Genomic DNA, 16,587 nt, shown 5'->3' on the forward strand with positions numbered 1-16,587 from the left:
AGGACAGCCGCAAGCAAGAAAAATCCCCGAAGCCTAGGGGCCCCGGGGACGTGAAGTTAGTGGGTGGCCGGTGCTTCGGCCGCACCGGGCGCGGGTTGCGGGCTAGCTTCCTCCTGCTGGAAAAACCGGCTTTGATTGAGCAAAATCAAGGCAACGCCAATGAAGATGGACGAGTCGGCGATGTTGAAAATGGGCCACAGCGACACGTATTTTCCGCCCAGCAGCGGCCACGACTGCGGCAAAAAGCCTTCGTAGATGTCGACGTAGATCATGTCAATCACCTGGCCGTGGAACCAGGGCGTGGGGGCCCCAAAGGGCGCGTTCTTGTAGAGCAAGCCATAGAAAATGGAATCGACCAGGTTGCCCACGGCCCCGCCCAGGATGAGCGCCATGCAGGCAATGAAGCCCGCCGCGGCCCGCTCGCGGCACAGCTTCACAATGTACCAGCTCAGGGCCCCCACGGCCAGCAGACGGAAGCCGCTGAGCAGCACCTTGCCGTAGGGCGGCGGCAGCTCCACCCCGAAGGCCATGCCGGGGTTGAGGGTGTAGTGCAGCTTAAGCCAGTGGCCGATGAGCGGGATTTCGCCCGGCATACCGGGCAGCATGTAGGTGTGCACGGCCCACTTCGAGAACTGGTCGAGGCCGATGACCAGCAGGGCCAGCAGGAAGAATTTGAGCGCCGTTTGGGGGCGGGTGGTGCGGGTTGGTTGCATGGCGGCGGGCCGGGAAGTTGCCGGAGCAACGGGGAACCGGCTGATCGGCTTTTTGTACCTTTTATAACTGATTTACTGGCCTTTTGTACAATTAAAGACGAGCTTATTTGGCATTTGTGCGGCGGAAAACCCGCCGGGGTTTTGGGGCCCCGGCGAGTCGTTCAGCCTCAGTTGGTTGCGATTTCGAGGCGCACGGGCACCGCGAAGTCGTCGAATTCGAGCACCGAGCCGCCGCTTACTTCCGGCGCAAAATCGAGGGCCAGGGCCTGCGTTTCGGTGCGGATATAATCGCCGAACGCGGCCACGGCGGCCGCCAGGGCGGGCTCCTGGTCGGCCAGCGTCACGCGGATGCGGTCCTGCACTTCCAGGCCCGAGTCTTTGCGCAGGTTTTGGAGGCGGTTCACCAGCTCGCGGGCGAGGCCTTCCTGGCGCAGCGCGTCGGTCAGGGTCACGTCGAGGGCCACGGTCAGGGGCCCATCGGTGGCCACGAGCCAGCCCGGCAGGTCGTCGGTACGGATTTCCACATCGTCGGGGGCCAGGGTGATGGGCTCACCGTTGACTTCCACGGCGAGGCTTCCCTCCTTCTCCAGCTTGCTGATTTCCGCCGCCGTCATGGCCTGAATCCGGGCCCCCACGGCCTTTAGCCGCGGGCCGTACTGCTGGCCCAGGCGCTTGAAGTTCGGCTTCACCGACTTCACCAGCACGCCGCTCTCATCGTCGAGAAACTCAATGTGCTTGACGTTGATTTCGGCGCAAATCAGGTCTTCCACCAGGCCTACTTGGGCCTTGGTCGTGTCATTCAGCACTGGCACCAGGATGCGCTGCAAGGGCTGGCGCACCTTCAGCACCGACTTCTTGCGCAGCGAGTGCGCCAGCGAACTGATGCGCTGGGCCAGCTCCATGCGCTCCTCCAGGGCCCCGTCGAGGCGGGTGGCGTCGGCCTCGGCCAGCAGCGTGAGGTGCACCGATTCGGGGCCCTGGCCGCCGCTCAGGTTGCGGTAAAGCCACTCGGCGAAGAAGGGCGCGATGGGCGCCATAAGCTGCGAAACGGTGCTCAGGCACTCGTGCAGGGTCTCGTAGGCGCCGCGCTTGTCGGTCGTCAGCTCGCCCTTCCAGAAGCGACGGCGCGAGAGACGCACGTACCAGTTGGAGAGGTGGTCGGTCACGAAGTCCTGGATGGCGCGGGCGGCCTTCGTCGGGTCGTAACTATCGAGCTGCAAGCGCACTTCGGCGATGAGCGACTGGAGCTTGCTGAGAATCCAGCGGTCCAGCTCGCTCAGGTCGGCGTGCGCCACGCGGTTGTTTTCGTCGATTTCAAACCCGTCGAGGTTCGCGTACAGAGCGTAAAACGAGTACGTGTTGAAGAGCGTGCCGAAGAAGCGGCGCTGCACCTCCACCACGCCGGCGGGGTCAAACTTGAGGTTGTCCCACGGTGGCGCGTTGGCGATGAGGTACCAGCGGGTGGCGTCGGGCCCAAACTGCTTGATGGTGGCAAACGGGTCCACGGCGTTGCCGAGGCGCTTGCTCATCTTCTGGCCGTCTTTGGCCAGCACCAAGCCATTGGCAATCACATTTTTAAACGCTACCGAGTCTTCCAGCATCACGGCCAGCGCGTGCAACGTGAAGAACCAGCCGCGGGTTTGGTCCACGCCCTCAGCGATGAAATCGGCGGGGAAATTCTTCGCAAAAACGTCGGCGTTTTCAATCGGGTAGTGCCACTGGGCGTAGGGCACGGCCCCCGAGTCGAACCACACGTCGATGAGGTCCGGCTCGCGGTACATGGGCTGGCCGCTGGGCGAAACGAGGAAAATATCGTCCACGTAGGGCCGGTGCAGGTCAATTTTCTCGCCGTTGGCGTAGGGGTTGTGGGTCATGACTTCGGCCACCACGGCCTTGTCAATCTCCGCCTTCAGCTCGGCGATGCTGCCGATGCAGATTTCCTCGGTGCGGTCCTGGGTGCGCCAGATGGGCAGCGGCGTGCCCCAATAGCGCGAGCGGCTCAGGTTCCAGTCCACCAGGTTTTCCAGCCAGTTGCCGAAGCGGCCGGTGCCGGTGCTTTCGGGCTTCCAGTTGATGGTTTTGTTGAGCTCGATGAGCCGGTCTTTCACCGCCGTGGTTTTGATGAACCACGAATCGAGCGGGTAATAGAGCACCGGCTTGTCGGTGCGCCAGCAGTGCGGGTAGGTGTGCTCGTACTTCTCCACCTTGAAGGCGCGGCTCATTTCCTTGAGGCGGATGCTGAGGTCCACGTCGAGCGAGCGGTAGCCGGCGGCGGTTTCGTCCTGGCCGTCGTAGTTCTTCACGAAGCGGCCGGCAAACTCGCCCATTTGGGGCACGTAGCGGCCCGTGCGGTCCACGATGGGCCCCAGCGTGCCCTCGGCATCCGGCACCATCAGCGCCGGAATGTCCGCCAGCTGCGCCGCCCGGAAGTCGTCGGCGCCAAACGTGGGCGAGATGTGCACGATGCCCGTGCCGTCCTCCGTGGTCACAAAATCGGCGGGAATGACGCGGAAGGCCCGCTCCTCGCCTTCAAACGGCGTGAGGTCGAACAGGCGCTCGTAGGTGATGCCAACAAGGTCAGCGCCAGTAAATTCGCCCTCCAGGCGCCACGGCAGCAGCTTGTGGTCGCCTTCGGCGTAGCCTTCCATCGGCGCCGCGGCACCTTTCTCGCTGAAATACCGGCCCACTAGGGCCCGGGCCAGCACCACGTGGATGGGCTCGAAGGTGTAGGGGTTGAACGTGCTAATGAGCTGGTACGGGATGTTCTTGCCCACCGCCAGGCCCGTGTTGGCGGGCAGCGTCCAGGGCGTGGTCGTCCAGGCCAGGATGAAAACGTCGGCATTAGGGCCCCCAGCGGCGGCGAACAGCTTCTCCGCCACCTCGCCCGGCTTCACCTTAAACTGCGCCACCACCGTCGTATCCTTCACGTCGCGGTAGGTGCCGGGCTGGTTCAGCTCGTGAGAGCTGAGGCCGGTGCCGGCGGCCGGCGAATAGGGCTGGATGGTGTAGCCTTTGTATAGAAAACCCTTGTCGTAGAGCTTCTTGAGCAGAGCCCAGCAGCTCTCGATGTATTCGGGCTCGAAGGTGACGTAGGGATTGTCGAGGTCTACCCAGTAGCCCATTTTCTGGGTCAGGTCGTCCCACTGGGCCTTGAAGCGCATCACGGTTTCGCGGCAGCGCTGGTTGTAGTCCTCAATGCTGATTTTGTGGCCGATGTCCTCCTTCGTGATGCCCAGCTCCTTCTCCACCTGCAGCTCGATGGGCAGGCCGTGGGTGTCCCAGCCGCCCTTGCGGGGCACCTGCTTGCCGAGCATGGTTTGGTAGCGGCAGAAGATGTCCTTCACCGCCCGCGCCATCACGTGGTGGATGCCGGGGGCCCCATTGGCCGACGGGGGCCCCTCGTAGAACACGAACGTGGGCTGGCCTTCGCGGCTGCTCACGCTCTTCTCAAAAATGTGGTTTTCCTGCCACCAGGCCAGCACGTCCTCCCCTACTTTGGCGTAGTCGAGCGGCTGTTTGTATTCGGGGTATTTCATGTTTTGAGCGGTTAGCTAATGGCTGGTAGCTGTTAGCTTTTTTGTTCTTTTTACTTAGTCGTAGGCCGTCGTGCAGCACGCAGCGGAGCACCTTTGCCGCGGCAGCAAACCGTGGTTAGGGCCCCCAGCAAAGCGACTTCGCTGTACCCTGCGTGACGGCCTCTGAGCACAACGTTCTTTTTGAATATTCTATTCAAACCGTTTTCGCCGGCTTGGCGCGCTCCACGCTCAGGCGTTGCAGGTTCTGGTCTATGTCGTCGTCTTCCTCGTGGTAGCTGTCGTCGTAGTGGCGAATGGGGGCCCCGCTGGGGATCGTTTCGTTTTTGGCGTGCTCGAAGGTGACGAGCAGCGCCGGCAGCAGCACCAGGTTTGAGAAGTTGGTGATGAGCAGCGAGGCCCCCATCAGCACGCCCAGGGCCTTGGTGCCCCCAAACTCGCTGAAGGCGAAGATGCTGAAGCCGATAAACAGCACGATGCTGGTGTAGATCATGCTCGTGCCGGCCTCGCTCAGCGTGTTGGTGATGGCCTCGCGCACGGTGCGCCCCGCGATGGCCATCTCCTGCCGGAACTTGGCCAGCAGGTGGATGGAGTTGTCGCCGTCGATGCCCAGCGCAATCACGTAGATCAGGGCTGTGCTGGGCTTGAGGGCAATGCCGATGTAGCCCATGATGCCGGCCGTGAGCGAGAGCGTGACGATGTTGGGCACCAAAGCGTAGAAGATGGTGCGGAACGAGCGGAACAGCAGCAGCACCACCAGCGCCACCAGCCCAAAGGCCCACAGCAGGCTTTCCTGCAGCGTACCGATGACGTACTCGTTGCCCTTGGTGAAAATTACCGTCGTGCCCGTGCGCGTCACCTTCATGCCCGTGCCCTTGAAAATGCGGTCGATAGCGGGCTGGATGCGGCGGTTCACCAGCGTATCGAGCTTGTGCGACCCCACATCGGCTATTTTCAGGCTAATGCGGGCAGTCTGCGATTTACCATCAATGAACGAGCGGATGAGTTTGCTATCGGTGCCCGCGCCAGTGCCCTTGGAGTTGCCCAAGTAGCTCAGGATAAAATTCTTGTCCGAATTGTCGGGCAAGTGGTAGAAGTCCGGGCTACCGTTGTAGAACGCCTGGGTGGCGGCCTTGATGAACGTAACGATGCTGATGGGCGGCGACAGCTCGGGCTGGGCCCGCAGGAAGTTCTCGAACTGGTCGATTTTCTGCAGGTTGGGCAGCTTGAGCAGGCCGTTGGGCTTGCCCGTGTCCACCGCAAACTCCAACGGCATCACCCCGCTGAAGTGGGCCTGGAAGAAGTCCAGGTCGGTATTCACCGAGCTAGACTTGGGCAGGTCGTCCACCATGAACGACACGGCCTCGATCTTGCGGATACCAAAGCCAGCGATGACGATCAGGCCCAGCGCCGCCAGGTACACGGTGCCGCGGCGGTTGAGCACGATGTAATCGAGGAAGTGAATGATGCCCATCAGCGGCTTCGAGTCGAGGTGTTCGAGCTGCTTTTCGGTGGGCGGCGGCAGTAAGGTGAACACCGCCGGAATCATGATAAAGCTGATAACGAAGGCCACGAAAATGTTGATCGTGGCCACCATCCCAAACTGGTAGAGAATGGCGATGTCGGTGAAGGTGAACACCACGAAGCCGATGGCCGTGGTGGTGTTGTTCATGAGGGTGATGAGGCCGATTTTGCGGATTACCCGCGTCATGGCCAGAACCTGGTTGCCCGATTTGCGGTAGTCGTAGTGGTAGCGCGAGAGCAGGTAGGTGCAGTTGGGCACCCCAATCACCACCAAAATGCTCGGAATCAGGCCCGTGAGCAGGTTGATTTTAAAGCCCAGCAGCACGATGCTGGCAATGCACCACACCATAACGATGGCCACCACCAGCAGCGGAAACACCACCGCTGACCACGTGCGGAAGAACAGAAACAGCGTGACGCCCATCACCACTAGCACCAGCAGGGCGAAGAATTTCATCTCGCCGGCCACCTTCGTGGTCATCGTCGAGCGCACGTAGGGCAGGCCCGCGTAGTGCAGCTTAATGCCAGTGGTTTTCTCAAACCGCCCGGCGTGGCCCAGGATGTTGTTCATCACCGCCTGCCGGCGGCTGGAGTTTAGGTAGGCCGGGTCGAGCGTGACGGCCAGCAGCGTAGCTCCGGAGCGAGGCGCAACAATCTGGCCCTTGTAGAACTCGATGCTGTTCACTACCCGCAGCAGCGAATCCAACTCGCGTTGCGAGCGCGGCGGGGCCCTAAACACGGGGGCCGTCACGAACCGCCCCTGGGCCGTATCCTTCTCAATCTGAATGAGGCGCGTGATGCCCAGCACCCCCGACACGCCCTGCACCTTGGCCAGCGTATCGGTGAGGCTTTGGAACTGCGTGAAGTTCTTGAGCTTATATACCGAGCTGTCCTGCATGCCCAGCACGAGGATGTTGCCGTCCTCGCCGAAGGTTTTCTTGAACTGCTGGAAGTACACCATGTCGGGGTCCTTCGGGCTCACCACCTGGGCAAAGTCGTAGGTCATCTCCACGTCCTTGGCCACCCAGGCCATGTACACGGTCGAAACCCCAATCAGGCTCAGCAGCCAGATGCGGTACTTGATGATAAAGAGGGCGATATGTCCCCACATAAGCTTCAGGTTTTAAGACAGGGCCCTCACCGGTTTCTTCCAACGCGGGAAATTACAGCTTCTCAAACACGCGGCGAAAGCTTACAGCCTCCCCAATGTACCCCCGCAACGCGCTGATGGGCATGCGGGTTTGCTCGCGGGTGTCGCGGTGGCGCACGGTCACGGTATCGTCCGCCAGCGTTTGGCCGTCCACCACAATGCAGAAGGGCGTGCCGATCAGGTCCTGGCGGGTGTAGCGCTTGCCGATGGCGTCCTTCTCCTCCACCGTCACGCGGAAGTCAAAGCGCAGGTCGTCAAAGATTTGCTGCGCCTTTTCGGGCATGCCGTCCTTGCGCACCAGCGGGAAAATGGCCGCCTTGATCGGGGCCACCGCCGGGTGCAGCTTCAGGAAGGTGCGGGTCTTGGTTTGCTGGGCTTCCCCCTCGCCTTCGGTGATGGTTTCCTCGGCAAAGGCTTCGCAAAGCGTGGCCAGGAACAGGCGGTCGGCGCCCACCGAGGTTTCCACCACGAAGGGCACGTAGTTGCCGTAGGCCTTGCCGGTGGCGGGGTCGATGTCGGCGTCGAAGTACTGCTGCTTCTTGCGGCTCAGGTTTTGGTGCTGGGTCAGGTCGAAGTCGCCCCGCGAGTGAATGCCCTCCATCTCCTTGAAGCCGAAGGGGAACTCGTACTCAATATCCACGGCCGCCTTGGCGTAGTGGGCCAGCTTGTCGTGGTCGTGGAAGCGCAGCTTGGCGGCGGGCAGGCCCAGGGCCTCGTGGAAGCGGCGGCGGGCGGCCTTCCAGGTGGTGTACCAGTGCTCCTCGGTGCCGGGGCGCACGAAGAACTGCATCTCCATCTGCTCAAACTCGCGCATCCGGAAGATGAACTGCCGGGCCACAATCTCGTTGCGGAACGCCTTGCCAATCTGGGCAATGCCGAACGGCACCTTCTGGCGGGCCGACTTCTGCACGTTCAGAAAATTGACGAAAATGCCCTGGGCCGTTTCGGGCCGCAGGTACACGGGCGGCGCGTCCGAGTCCACGGCCGAGCCCTGGGTCGAAAACATCAGGTTGAACTGGCGCACTTCCGTCCAGTTACCGGTGCCCGACACGGGGCAGGTAATTTGCTCGTCGATAATGAGCTGGCGCACGCCGGCCAAGTCGTTGGCCGTCAGCCGGCGGCCCATCTCGGCGGTGAGGGCGGCGCCGCGGGCGGGGTCGCCGGCTTTTTCGTATTCGGCGGCTTTTTCCTCCAGCAGCACGTCGGCGCGGTAGCGCTTCTTGCTGTCGAGGTTGTCGATGAGCGGGTCGTTGAAGCCCGCCACGTGGCCGCTGGCCTCCCAGGTGCGGGGGTCCATGAAAATGGCGGCGTCGAGGCCCACCACGTTGTCGTGCAGCTGCGTCATGGCCTCCCACCACAGGCGCTTGAGGTTGTTTTTCAGCTCCACGCCGTTGGGGCCGTAGTCGTACACGGCGGCCAGGCCGTCGTAAATCTCGGAGGACTGGAACACGAAGCCGTATTCCTTGGCGTGGGCCACGATGTCTTTCAGCTGGGCCGCGTCGGCGGGGGCAGTGGGGTTGCTCATAAGGGGCAAAGTTAGCGCCTGCTTGTACCTGAATAGGTACAAGCAGGTAGCTGGCCGGCACGCCGAATATTTTCTGGGCCGAAAGCAACCGAACGGCCCCGCGTCGGCTCACTAAAAACTCAGGGCCCCCAGCGCCCTGCCTCTAGGGCCCCTGCCGCCGGCCCAGGTCCCCAAAGCCGCGCAACCCAGCCAGTACTTTTACCAATTATCCATCCCTTCCACGCCTACCTTCTACCATTTTCACATGAAAAAAACCCTGCTCGCCACCGCGCTGCTGGCCATTGCGGCCACCGCGGCCCAGGCCCAAAGTCCCTCGTTCGGCATCAAGGCCGGCGCTTCGCTGACCAATGCGGTTGGGGATGGCGCCGAGGGCTTCGACTTTAAGAACAAGGTTGGTTTCCACGGCGGATTCGTGGCCAACCTGCCGCTCAGCGACGTTTTCTCCATCCAGCCCGAGCTTTTATATTCCATGAAGGGCTATAAAGCCAGTGGAATCGACCCATCTGGTAACCCCTTCAATAACCGGAGGACGCTGCACTACATTGATGTACCCGTGCTGGCGCGCATTAACGCCGGCGGTTTATTCTTCGAAGCAGGGCCCCAGTTTGGTTATTTAGTAGCGGCCAAGTTTGCGCGGGACGGCAACGCTAGTGGCCCAGCCGTTTCTTACAACACCCGCGACGGCTACCGCAAGGTGGACTTTGGCTACGCCGCGGGCCTGGGCTACCAACTGCCCACCGGACCGGGCATCGGCTTGCGCTACAACGGTGGGTTTAAGAATGTCCAAGAATACTACAACGGCCGGGGTATCCGCAACAGCGCCTTCCAGCTGTACCTGACCTACATGTTTGGTGGGAAGTAAACTATACCCAGCATTTTCTCCACGCCTATCCTCTACCCGTTTCGCGTGAAAAAAACCCTGCTCGCCACCGCGCTGCTGGCCGTTACGGCCGCCGCGGCCCAGGCCCAAAGCCCCTCATTTGGCATTAAAGCCGGCGCTTCGCTTACCAATGTGGTTGGCAGTGAAGCACCGGCTTTCGACTTTAAGAATAAGGTTGGTTTCCACGGCGGATTCGTGGCCAACCTGCCACTCAGCGACGGCTTCTCGATTCAGCCCGAGCTACTGTACTCCATGAAGGGATACAAAGTCAGTGGAATCGATCCATTTTCTGGTAACCCCGTTAATAGCCGGGCGACGCTACATTACATTGATGTACCTGTGCTGGCGCGCATTAACGCCGGTGGCTTATTCTTCGAAGCAGGGCCCCAGTTTGGTTACCTGGTAGCGGCCAAGTTTGAACGGGATGGCAACGCCACCACACCCAGCAACTCCCGTAGCAACCGTAAAGACTACAAAACGGTGGACTTTGGCTATGCCGCGGGCCTGGGCTACCAGCTGCCTGCCGGACCGGGCATTGGCTTGCGCTACAACGGCAGCTTCAAAAACGCCACTGATTTCTACATCGGCGAAGGCGTCCGCAACAGCGTCTTTCAGCTGTACCTGACATACATGTTCGGCGGGAAGTAAGCCGCAGCCCTGAACAATAGCAAAAAGCCCGTTTTTTCAGAAAAGACGGGCTTTTTGCTGCCGTTTGGTTTTGGTTCTGCCCGTTGGTCGGGGCTTTTCGACCACAGCAAGGGCGCTGGGGGCCCTATAGCTTCCTCTTCGGGCTCGGCGGGGGCCACAGTCTTTTCCGGTCGAAAGCAACTGAATGGGTAACTATCGGCTCATCGAATACTCATACTTGGGGCCCCGACCTGCTACTTTAGGGCCCCTACTCCCCCTGGACGCTACCCTGTCCTCCTTTCCTTTCTATGAAGCTACCTTACTGCTGGTTGTTACCGGGCTTATGGTTCGGCGCGGGGCCCGTATGTGCCCAAGGGCCGGCCCACGTCACCATCAGCGGCTACGTGCGCGACCGGGCCACGGGCGAAAACCTCATTGGGGTGGCCGTGGTGCAGGCCGGCACCGGCCTGGGCACTGCTACCAACACCTACGGCTTCTACTCCCTCACGCTGCCCACCGCGGGCCTCGACTCGGTGCGGCTGACAACGAGCTACGTGGGCTACGCCCGCGGCCGCTGGGCCGCCCCGGCCACCGGCAGCGCGGGCCACGACTTCCTACTGGCGCCCGCGCCCAACGAGCTGGCCGGCGTGGAAGTGGTGGCCGACCGCCAGGGCGAGGACCGGGGGCCCCATAGTACGCGCATGGGCACCATCAACGTACCCATCGCCCAGATTAAGAGCCTCCCCAAGTTCATGGGCGAAACCGACGTGCTGAAGGTGCTCCAGCTGCTGCCCGGCGTGCAGAGCGGCGGCGAGGGCACCAGCGGCCTGTACGTGCGCGGCGGCTCGCCCGACCAGAACCTGATTTTGCTCGACGGCACGCCGGTGTACAACGCCTCCCACCTGTTCGGCTTCTTCTCGGTCTTCAACGCCGACGCCCTCAACAACGTGGAGCTGATCAAGGGCGGGTTTCCGGCGCGCTACGGCGGGCGGCTCTCGTCGGTGCTCGATATTTCGATGAAGGAGGGCAACGACCAGGCCTTTCACGGCGAGGGGGCCATCGGGCTGGTGGCCTCGCGCATCACGCTGGAGGGCCCCATTAAGAAGGACGTGGCCTCGTTCATCGTCTCGGCCCGGCGCACCTACATCGACGTGGTGGCCCGGCCGTTTGTGAAGCGGCAGCTGGCCAGTGAAAAGCTGGCCGGCACGCTGGGCTACTACTTCTACGACCTCAACGGCAAGCTCAACTGGAAGCTCAGCCGCCGCGACCGCCTGTACCTGAGCGCCTACCGGGGCTCCGACAACTTCTACGCCCACACCCGCGACGCCGACGCTACCCAGGCCACCTACACCCGCTCCGACGTTGACCTCGGCTGGGGCAACCTCACGGGGGCCCTGCGCTGGAACCACGTCGTGAACGACCGGCTGTTTCTGAACACCCACCTCACCTACAGCCAGTACCAGTTCGACGTGGGCCAGGACCGGGAGGACCGTATTGGGGCCCCAGGCCAGGCCGACACCCGAACCACCACCGGTAGCCTGCGCTACTTCTCGAACATCCGCGACTTTAGCTTGAAAACGGACTTCGACTACGCGCCCTCACCCGACCACTACGTGCGGTTTGGGGCCCAGCTCACGCGGCACGCCTTCCGCCCCGGGGCCTTTGCCCAAACCGAGCGCGTGGACACGGCCCGGAGCGGCGCCACCTTGGGCAGCCGCGTGCTGGCCACCGAAAGCGCCCTGTACGTTGAGGACGACTACCGCCTCAGCAACCGGCTGAAGGTGAACGCCGGCTTGCGCCTGAACGGCTACTTCGTGGACGGCAAGGCCTACCCGTCGCTGGAGCCGCGCCTGGCCGCCCGCTTTATGCTCACCGACGAGTGGGCCCTGAAGGCGGCCTACGCCCGCACCACGCAGTTCATCCACCTGCTTACCAACAGCGGCATCGGCCTGCCCACCGACCTATGGGTGCCGGCCACGGCGGCGGTGCGGCCCCAGCTGGCGCACCAAATCAGCCTAGGTGCGGCCCGCACGCTGCGCTACAAAGGCGAGGCGTTTGAGTTCAGCTTTGAGACCTACTACAAGCCCATGCGCAACCTGGTGGAGTACCGCGAGGGGGCCAGCTTCCTGAACACCACCGACAGCGACTGGCAGAGCAAGGTGACCAGCGGCCAGGGCTGGGCCTACGGCGGCGAGCTGTTTTTGCAGAAGAAAACCGGCCGCACCACCGGCTGGCTGGGCTACACCCTGGCCTGGAGCACCCGCCGCTTCCCCGAGCTGAACGGGGGCCGCGCGTTTCCCTACAAGTACGACCGGCGGCACGACATTTCCTTGGTCGTCATCCACCACTTCAGCCCCACCCTCACGCTCTCGGGCACGTGGGTGTACGGCACGGGCAACGCCACCACGCTCGCCTCGGGCCGCTTCCAGACCGACCCCCAGCAGGTTTATAATGACTACGGCGACCGCAACTCGTACCGCATGGCCGCCTACCACCGCTTCGACCTGGACCTGAGCAAAACCAAGAAAAAGCGCTGGGGCGAAATCGTCAACAGCCTCTCCATCTACAACGTGTACAGCCGCAACAACCCCTACTACCTGTACTTCCAGGGGGCTTACTTTAACAACGACGGCACGGTGGCCCGGCCGGCCAGCTACCGCCAGGTGTCGCTGTTTCCCATCATCCCCTCGGTCAGCAAGGCCTTTAAATTTTGAGCGCTGTGAAAAAATCCTTTCTCTGGCTGCCGCTGGCCGCCGCGGGGGCCCTGGCCGGCTGCGAATCGGTGGTGAACGTGGAGCCGCCGGCCCACACGCCCCGGCTGGCCCTCACCTATACCCTGACCAACGGCGTGACCCAGGCCGGCAATTGGAATTTTTACGATGCCCGCGACCTGTACGTGAGCACCAGCCAGGGCGTGCTGGTCACCAAGAATCTGGCGGGCCGCGCCGACGCCACGGTGGAGCTGCGCGACGACGCCGGGCAGGTAGTGGAGCAGTTCCGGGCCAAAAACCGGGCCCCCTACGGCTCCGATAGCCTGCGCGGCTACTACGCGCCCACCCGCGGCTACGTGGGCCAGCCCGGCCAGCGCTACACCCTGCGGGCCAGCGCCCCGGGCGTGGAAACCGTGGAAGCCGCGCTGGCCCTACCGGCCGTGCCCGTACTGGGGGCCGGCAGCTTCGTACCTAACCCGCCCGCGTCGTTTTCACCGTCCGGCAACCGCTTCGGCCGGCTCTCCTTCGCAATAGCCGACGATGCGGCCACCGCCAACTATTACCTGGCCTACGCCCGGGTGCTGGACGCCAACGGCCAGCCCTGGGGCCGCGTATTCCAAGACAACAGCGACCGCGACGACCAAGTGGGCCCCGACGTCAACCTAAACCGCTTCGACCTCTCCGACCCCGGCACCTTTTACCAAACGCTGCCTGTGAGCGACGCCGGCCGCAACGGCCAGCGCCTAGTGTACAGCGGCAAGGTGCGGTACTATTACAGCCCGCCGAGCGGCTTTGGCAATTATCCCAACCCGCCGGCGCCGGCCTTCGTCGAGGTACTGGTGAGCGCCATCCCCGTTGATACGTACAATTACTACCTGTCCGTGCTGCGCTACTACGACACCGAGCAAAGCATCTTTGCCGAGCCCGCGCCGCTGCGTTCCAACGTGCCGGGCGGCTACGGGCTGTTTGCCGGGGCCAGCGACACAGTGCTGCGCATTCCGCTTTAAGTACCATTTGCATTGCGCCTCATGCGCCCCCACAAGCCCGGCTCAGCCGGGCTTTTTGCGTTTGGCCACGGGGCCCCTACCGACACGCATTGCCCCATTCGCTAGGCAATGGGGCATTTGTGGTCACAATTCGGTAACATAGCCGCTGCTTAATACCCCGCTACCTTTGCCCCGAACTGCACTCCGCTTACCCACCAATTTCTTTTTATATGTTTGGATTAGAACCACATGTGTTGCTGCTGCTGGGCGTGTGCCTGCTGGCCGCCTGCGCGTTCGAGTTCGTCAATGGCTTCCACGACACGGCCAATGCCGTGGCGACGGTCATTTATACCAACACGCTGCGGCCCTGGGTGGCCGTGGTCTGGTCGGCATTCTGGAACTTCATCGGCGTGTTTGCCGGCGGCATTGGCGTGGCCATGGGCATCGTGTACCTGCTGCCCGTCGAGAGCCTCGTGGACCAGAACGTGTACCACGGCATTGCCATGGTGGGGGCCCTGATTGTGGCCGCCATCATCTGGAACGTGGGCACCTGGTACTACGGCCTGCCCTCCAGCTCGTCGCACGCCCTCATCGGCTCCATCCTCGGGGTGGGCATCGCCTTTTCGCTGCTGCCGGGCTCCAAGGGCGCGGCCGTGAACTGGAGCAAGGCCGGCGAAACGGGCCTGGCGCTCATTACCAGCCCGGTGCTGGGCTTCACCTTCACCATCGGCATGATGTTCTTGCTCAAGCGCTTCGTAAAGAGCAAGGCCATCTTCAAGGAGCCGCACAAGCGCAAGCCCCCGCCCCTCTGGATCCGGCTGCTGCTGGTGGTTACGTGCACGCTGGTGAGCTTTTTCCACGGCTCCAACGACGGCCAGAAGGGCGTGGGCCTGATCATGCTCATCCTCATCGGCATCGTGCCCACCTTCTACGCCCTCGACCAGAGCAAGAACCCGCTCGATTTGCGCGAGTCGCTGACCAAGATTGAGTTCGTAATGGGCCGCGTGAACCAGGCCGAGCTGAGCCCCGCCGACCAGAAGCTGCTGGCCGAAGTGAACGCCCAGACCGCGAGCCTCGACCGCGTATTTGCCGGCAAAACCGACGTGGCCCAGCTGCCCCAAAACGCCCGCTTCGAAATCCGCCGCGCCATCCTGCTGGCCGCCAACCGCGCCAAATCGCTGCTCGGCTCCGATAAGGTGAGCCTCAGCACCCAGGACCGCGCCACCTACGACGGGGCCATTAAGGAGATGAAAACCTTCACCGACTACGCCCCCTGGTGGGTGCTGCTGGTGGTCTCGCTCTCGCTGGCCTGCGGCACCATGATCGGCTGGCAGCGCATCGTGACCACCATCGGCGAGCGCATCGGCAAGGAGCACCTCAACTACGCCCAGGGCGCCAGCTCCGAGCTGGTGGCCGCCGCCATGATCGGGGCCAGCACGGCCTTCGGCCTGGCTTCGTCCACCACGCACGTGCTCTCCTCGGCCATTGCCGGCAGCATGGTGGCCAACCGCGGCATCAAAAACCTGAACCCCCAGATGGTGCGCAACATCGCCCTGGCCTGGGTGCTCACCGTGCCCGTCACGATGGTGCTCTCCGGGGCCCTGTTCCTGCTCTTCCGCGCCGTGCTGGGGTAAACGTATTCCCACTTGCTGCCCCTTGGGGCCCCTACAACAACGCCCGGCCACTACCAAGTGCGCCGGGCGTTGCTGCGTTCGGGGGGTAGCGGGGGCCCCAGGGGCTACGGGGTGGGCCAGGTTGTTTTCTTGAAGGGCGTGCCCAGCGTGGCCTGCGTGCGCCCCGGGCACGGGTCGTTTACGGGGGTGAACATGACCTCGTCCTTCTTGATTTTGTAGGACCAGGTGCCGGGCGTTTGGGTGTCGCAGGGGCTGCCGCCGCTTATTTTCTGCCACACAAATTGATTGTTGCCCTTCTGCGTGTAGTGCATGGTCTCGGCCACCTGCTTGCTGTCCTTGATGAACATGACCACCGTGTCCTGCTTGAACTGCAACACGATTTCCGTAGGCTCGGGGACGAGGGCGGTGCCGGCCCAGGCGGTGCCGGCCAGCGGCTGCTGGGCCCGGGCGGGCAGGGCCCCGGCGCACGCAAACAGAACGGGCAAACAACAAAGAACTTTTTTCATGGCGAAAGCTGGTTGAATGGTGGCGGTTTGACGAATATATAAAAAAATATATTTGTTTGCACTATCTCCCACCCGCAGCCCCAAGCAAAAGCGGCTGCCCCCGGTCGGGGAGCAGCCGCTTTTGCTTGGGGGGCAAGTACCGGGCCCGACCCGTAATTGCCGCGATAAACGGGCCGTTTTCACCTAGTTATCCACTTATCCACAGCGAAAAAGGGGTATTTTGTGGATAACCCAGGGAACCTATTTGGGCCACTGCACTTCCAGGTCGTCGTTGATGAAGACGCCGAAGTTGACGAATTGAAGCGTTCCCTCGTCGAAGTACAAATCAATCATTGATTGCTCATAGCTCAGACGTACCTCGCCGCCGTCCATGTTCTCCACTTCGGCGTCGGCCACGCCGTTGCGCTGCATCAGGGCCTGGATGGCTTCGAGCGACTTGCCCTGGATGGGCTCGCCGAACAGGCGCATGTTAGGGTTGTCGGTTTCGATGCAGCTCAGGCGGAAGTCGTCCTCGCGGTCGAAGTACAGCGACACGAGGTATTCCTCCTCGTGGTACACCCACTCTTGGTGCTCAAACTCGTCTTCGTCTTCCGATTCCTCGATTTCCTCGGGCTCGCCCACCAGGGTCCGCACCTCATCCATGGTGGCGCCGAAGCGCAGCAGGCCCATGCCGGTGCCCAGGGTAATTTCGTTTTCCTCGATGCTGGAGGGCTGAATGGTTGCCATTGGGCTGATAAGTAAAAGTGATACGCAAAGGTAAGAACGCAGCCGGGGGCCCCGGCGTTGGCCGGGGGCCCG

The 16,587-nt window shown here is 62.5% G+C and carries 11 protein-coding genes; 5 read left to right on the forward strand and 6 right to left on the reverse strand.

Features of this window, described 5'->3' with window-relative positions:
- Positions 1–56: 56 nt before the first annotated feature.
- The 4 genes from EAH73_RS18240 to EAH73_RS18255 form a co-directional block, all read right to left on the reverse strand.
- Entirely contained in the window at positions 57–713 is a 657-nt protein-coding gene (locus EAH73_RS18240; protein ID WP_140468861.1) for a lipoprotein signal peptidase, read from the reverse strand.
- A gap of 167 nt (positions 714–880) precedes the next feature.
- Complete coding sequence (ileS, locus tag EAH73_RS18245; protein ID WP_140468862.1) at positions 881–4,249, reverse strand: isoleucine--tRNA ligase; 3,369 nt, start codon at positions 4,247–4,249, stop codon at positions 881–883.
- 193 nt (positions 4,250–4,442) lie between these two features.
- Positions 4,443–6,881 carry an efflux RND transporter permease subunit gene (locus EAH73_RS18250; RefSeq protein ID WP_140468863.1) on the reverse strand — a complete coding sequence of 813 codons (2,439 nt, stop codon included), beginning with the start codon at positions 6,879–6,881 and terminating at the stop codon, positions 4,443–4,445.
- A gap of 52 nt (positions 6,882–6,933) precedes the next feature.
- Positions 6,934–8,445, reverse strand: coding sequence for a glycine--tRNA ligase (locus tag EAH73_RS18255; protein WP_140468864.1), 1,512 nt, complete (start codon positions 8,443–8,445; stop codon positions 6,934–6,936).
- Positions 8,446–8,689: 244 nt separating this feature from the next.
- On the opposite strand from EAH73_RS18255, the gene EAH73_RS18260 reads away from it, so the two are divergent.
- The 5 genes from EAH73_RS18260 (at position 8,690) to EAH73_RS18280 (ending at position 15,283) form a co-directional block, all read left to right on the forward strand.
- A complete protein-coding gene (locus EAH73_RS18260; protein ID WP_140468865.1) occupies positions 8,690–9,307 on the forward strand; it encodes a porin family protein in 618 nt (205 codons plus the stop codon).
- A gap of 45 nt (positions 9,308–9,352) precedes the next feature.
- Positions 9,353–9,973 carry a porin family protein gene (locus EAH73_RS18265; protein ID WP_161599598.1) on the forward strand — a complete coding sequence of 207 codons (621 nt, stop codon included), beginning with the start codon at positions 9,353–9,355 and terminating at the stop codon, positions 9,971–9,973.
- A gap of 287 nt (positions 9,974–10,260) precedes the next feature.
- On the forward strand, positions 10,261–12,666 hold the full coding sequence (locus EAH73_RS18270; RefSeq protein ID WP_140468867.1) for a TonB-dependent receptor domain-containing protein: 2,406 nt from the start codon (positions 10,261–10,263) through the stop codon (positions 12,664–12,666).
- 5 nt (positions 12,667–12,671) lie between these two features.
- Positions 12,672–13,670, forward strand: a complete 999-nt coding sequence (locus EAH73_RS18275) for a DUF4249 family protein (RefSeq protein WP_161599599.1) — start codon at positions 12,672–12,674, stop codon at positions 13,668–13,670.
- Positions 13,671–13,879: 209 nt separating this feature from the next.
- The gene (locus tag EAH73_RS18280; protein ID WP_140468869.1) at positions 13,880–15,283 is read left to right on the forward strand and encodes an inorganic phosphate transporter; all 1,404 of its coding nucleotides are present in this window, start codon (positions 13,880–13,882) and stop codon (positions 15,281–15,283) included.
- Between the two features lie 104 nt (positions 15,284–15,387).
- Here the strand turns inward: EAH73_RS18280 and EAH73_RS18285 are convergent, their stop codons facing one another.
- Together EAH73_RS18285 and EAH73_RS18290 are read right to left on the reverse strand one after the other, a co-directional pair.
- The gene (locus EAH73_RS18285; protein WP_140468870.1) at positions 15,388–15,789 is read right to left on the reverse strand and encodes a hypothetical protein; all 402 of its coding nucleotides are present in this window, start codon (positions 15,787–15,789) and stop codon (positions 15,388–15,390) included.
- A gap of 240 nt (positions 15,790–16,029) precedes the next feature.
- Positions 16,030–16,515, reverse strand: a complete 486-nt coding sequence (locus EAH73_RS18290) for a hypothetical protein (protein WP_140468871.1) — start codon at positions 16,513–16,515, stop codon at positions 16,030–16,032.
- Positions 16,516–16,587 lie beyond the last annotated feature (72 nt).

The sequence above is a fragment of the Hymenobacter nivis genome (genome assembly GCF_006439025.1).
Lineage (GTDB): Bacteria > Bacteroidota > Bacteroidia > Cytophagales > Hymenobacteraceae > Hymenobacter > Hymenobacter nivis_A.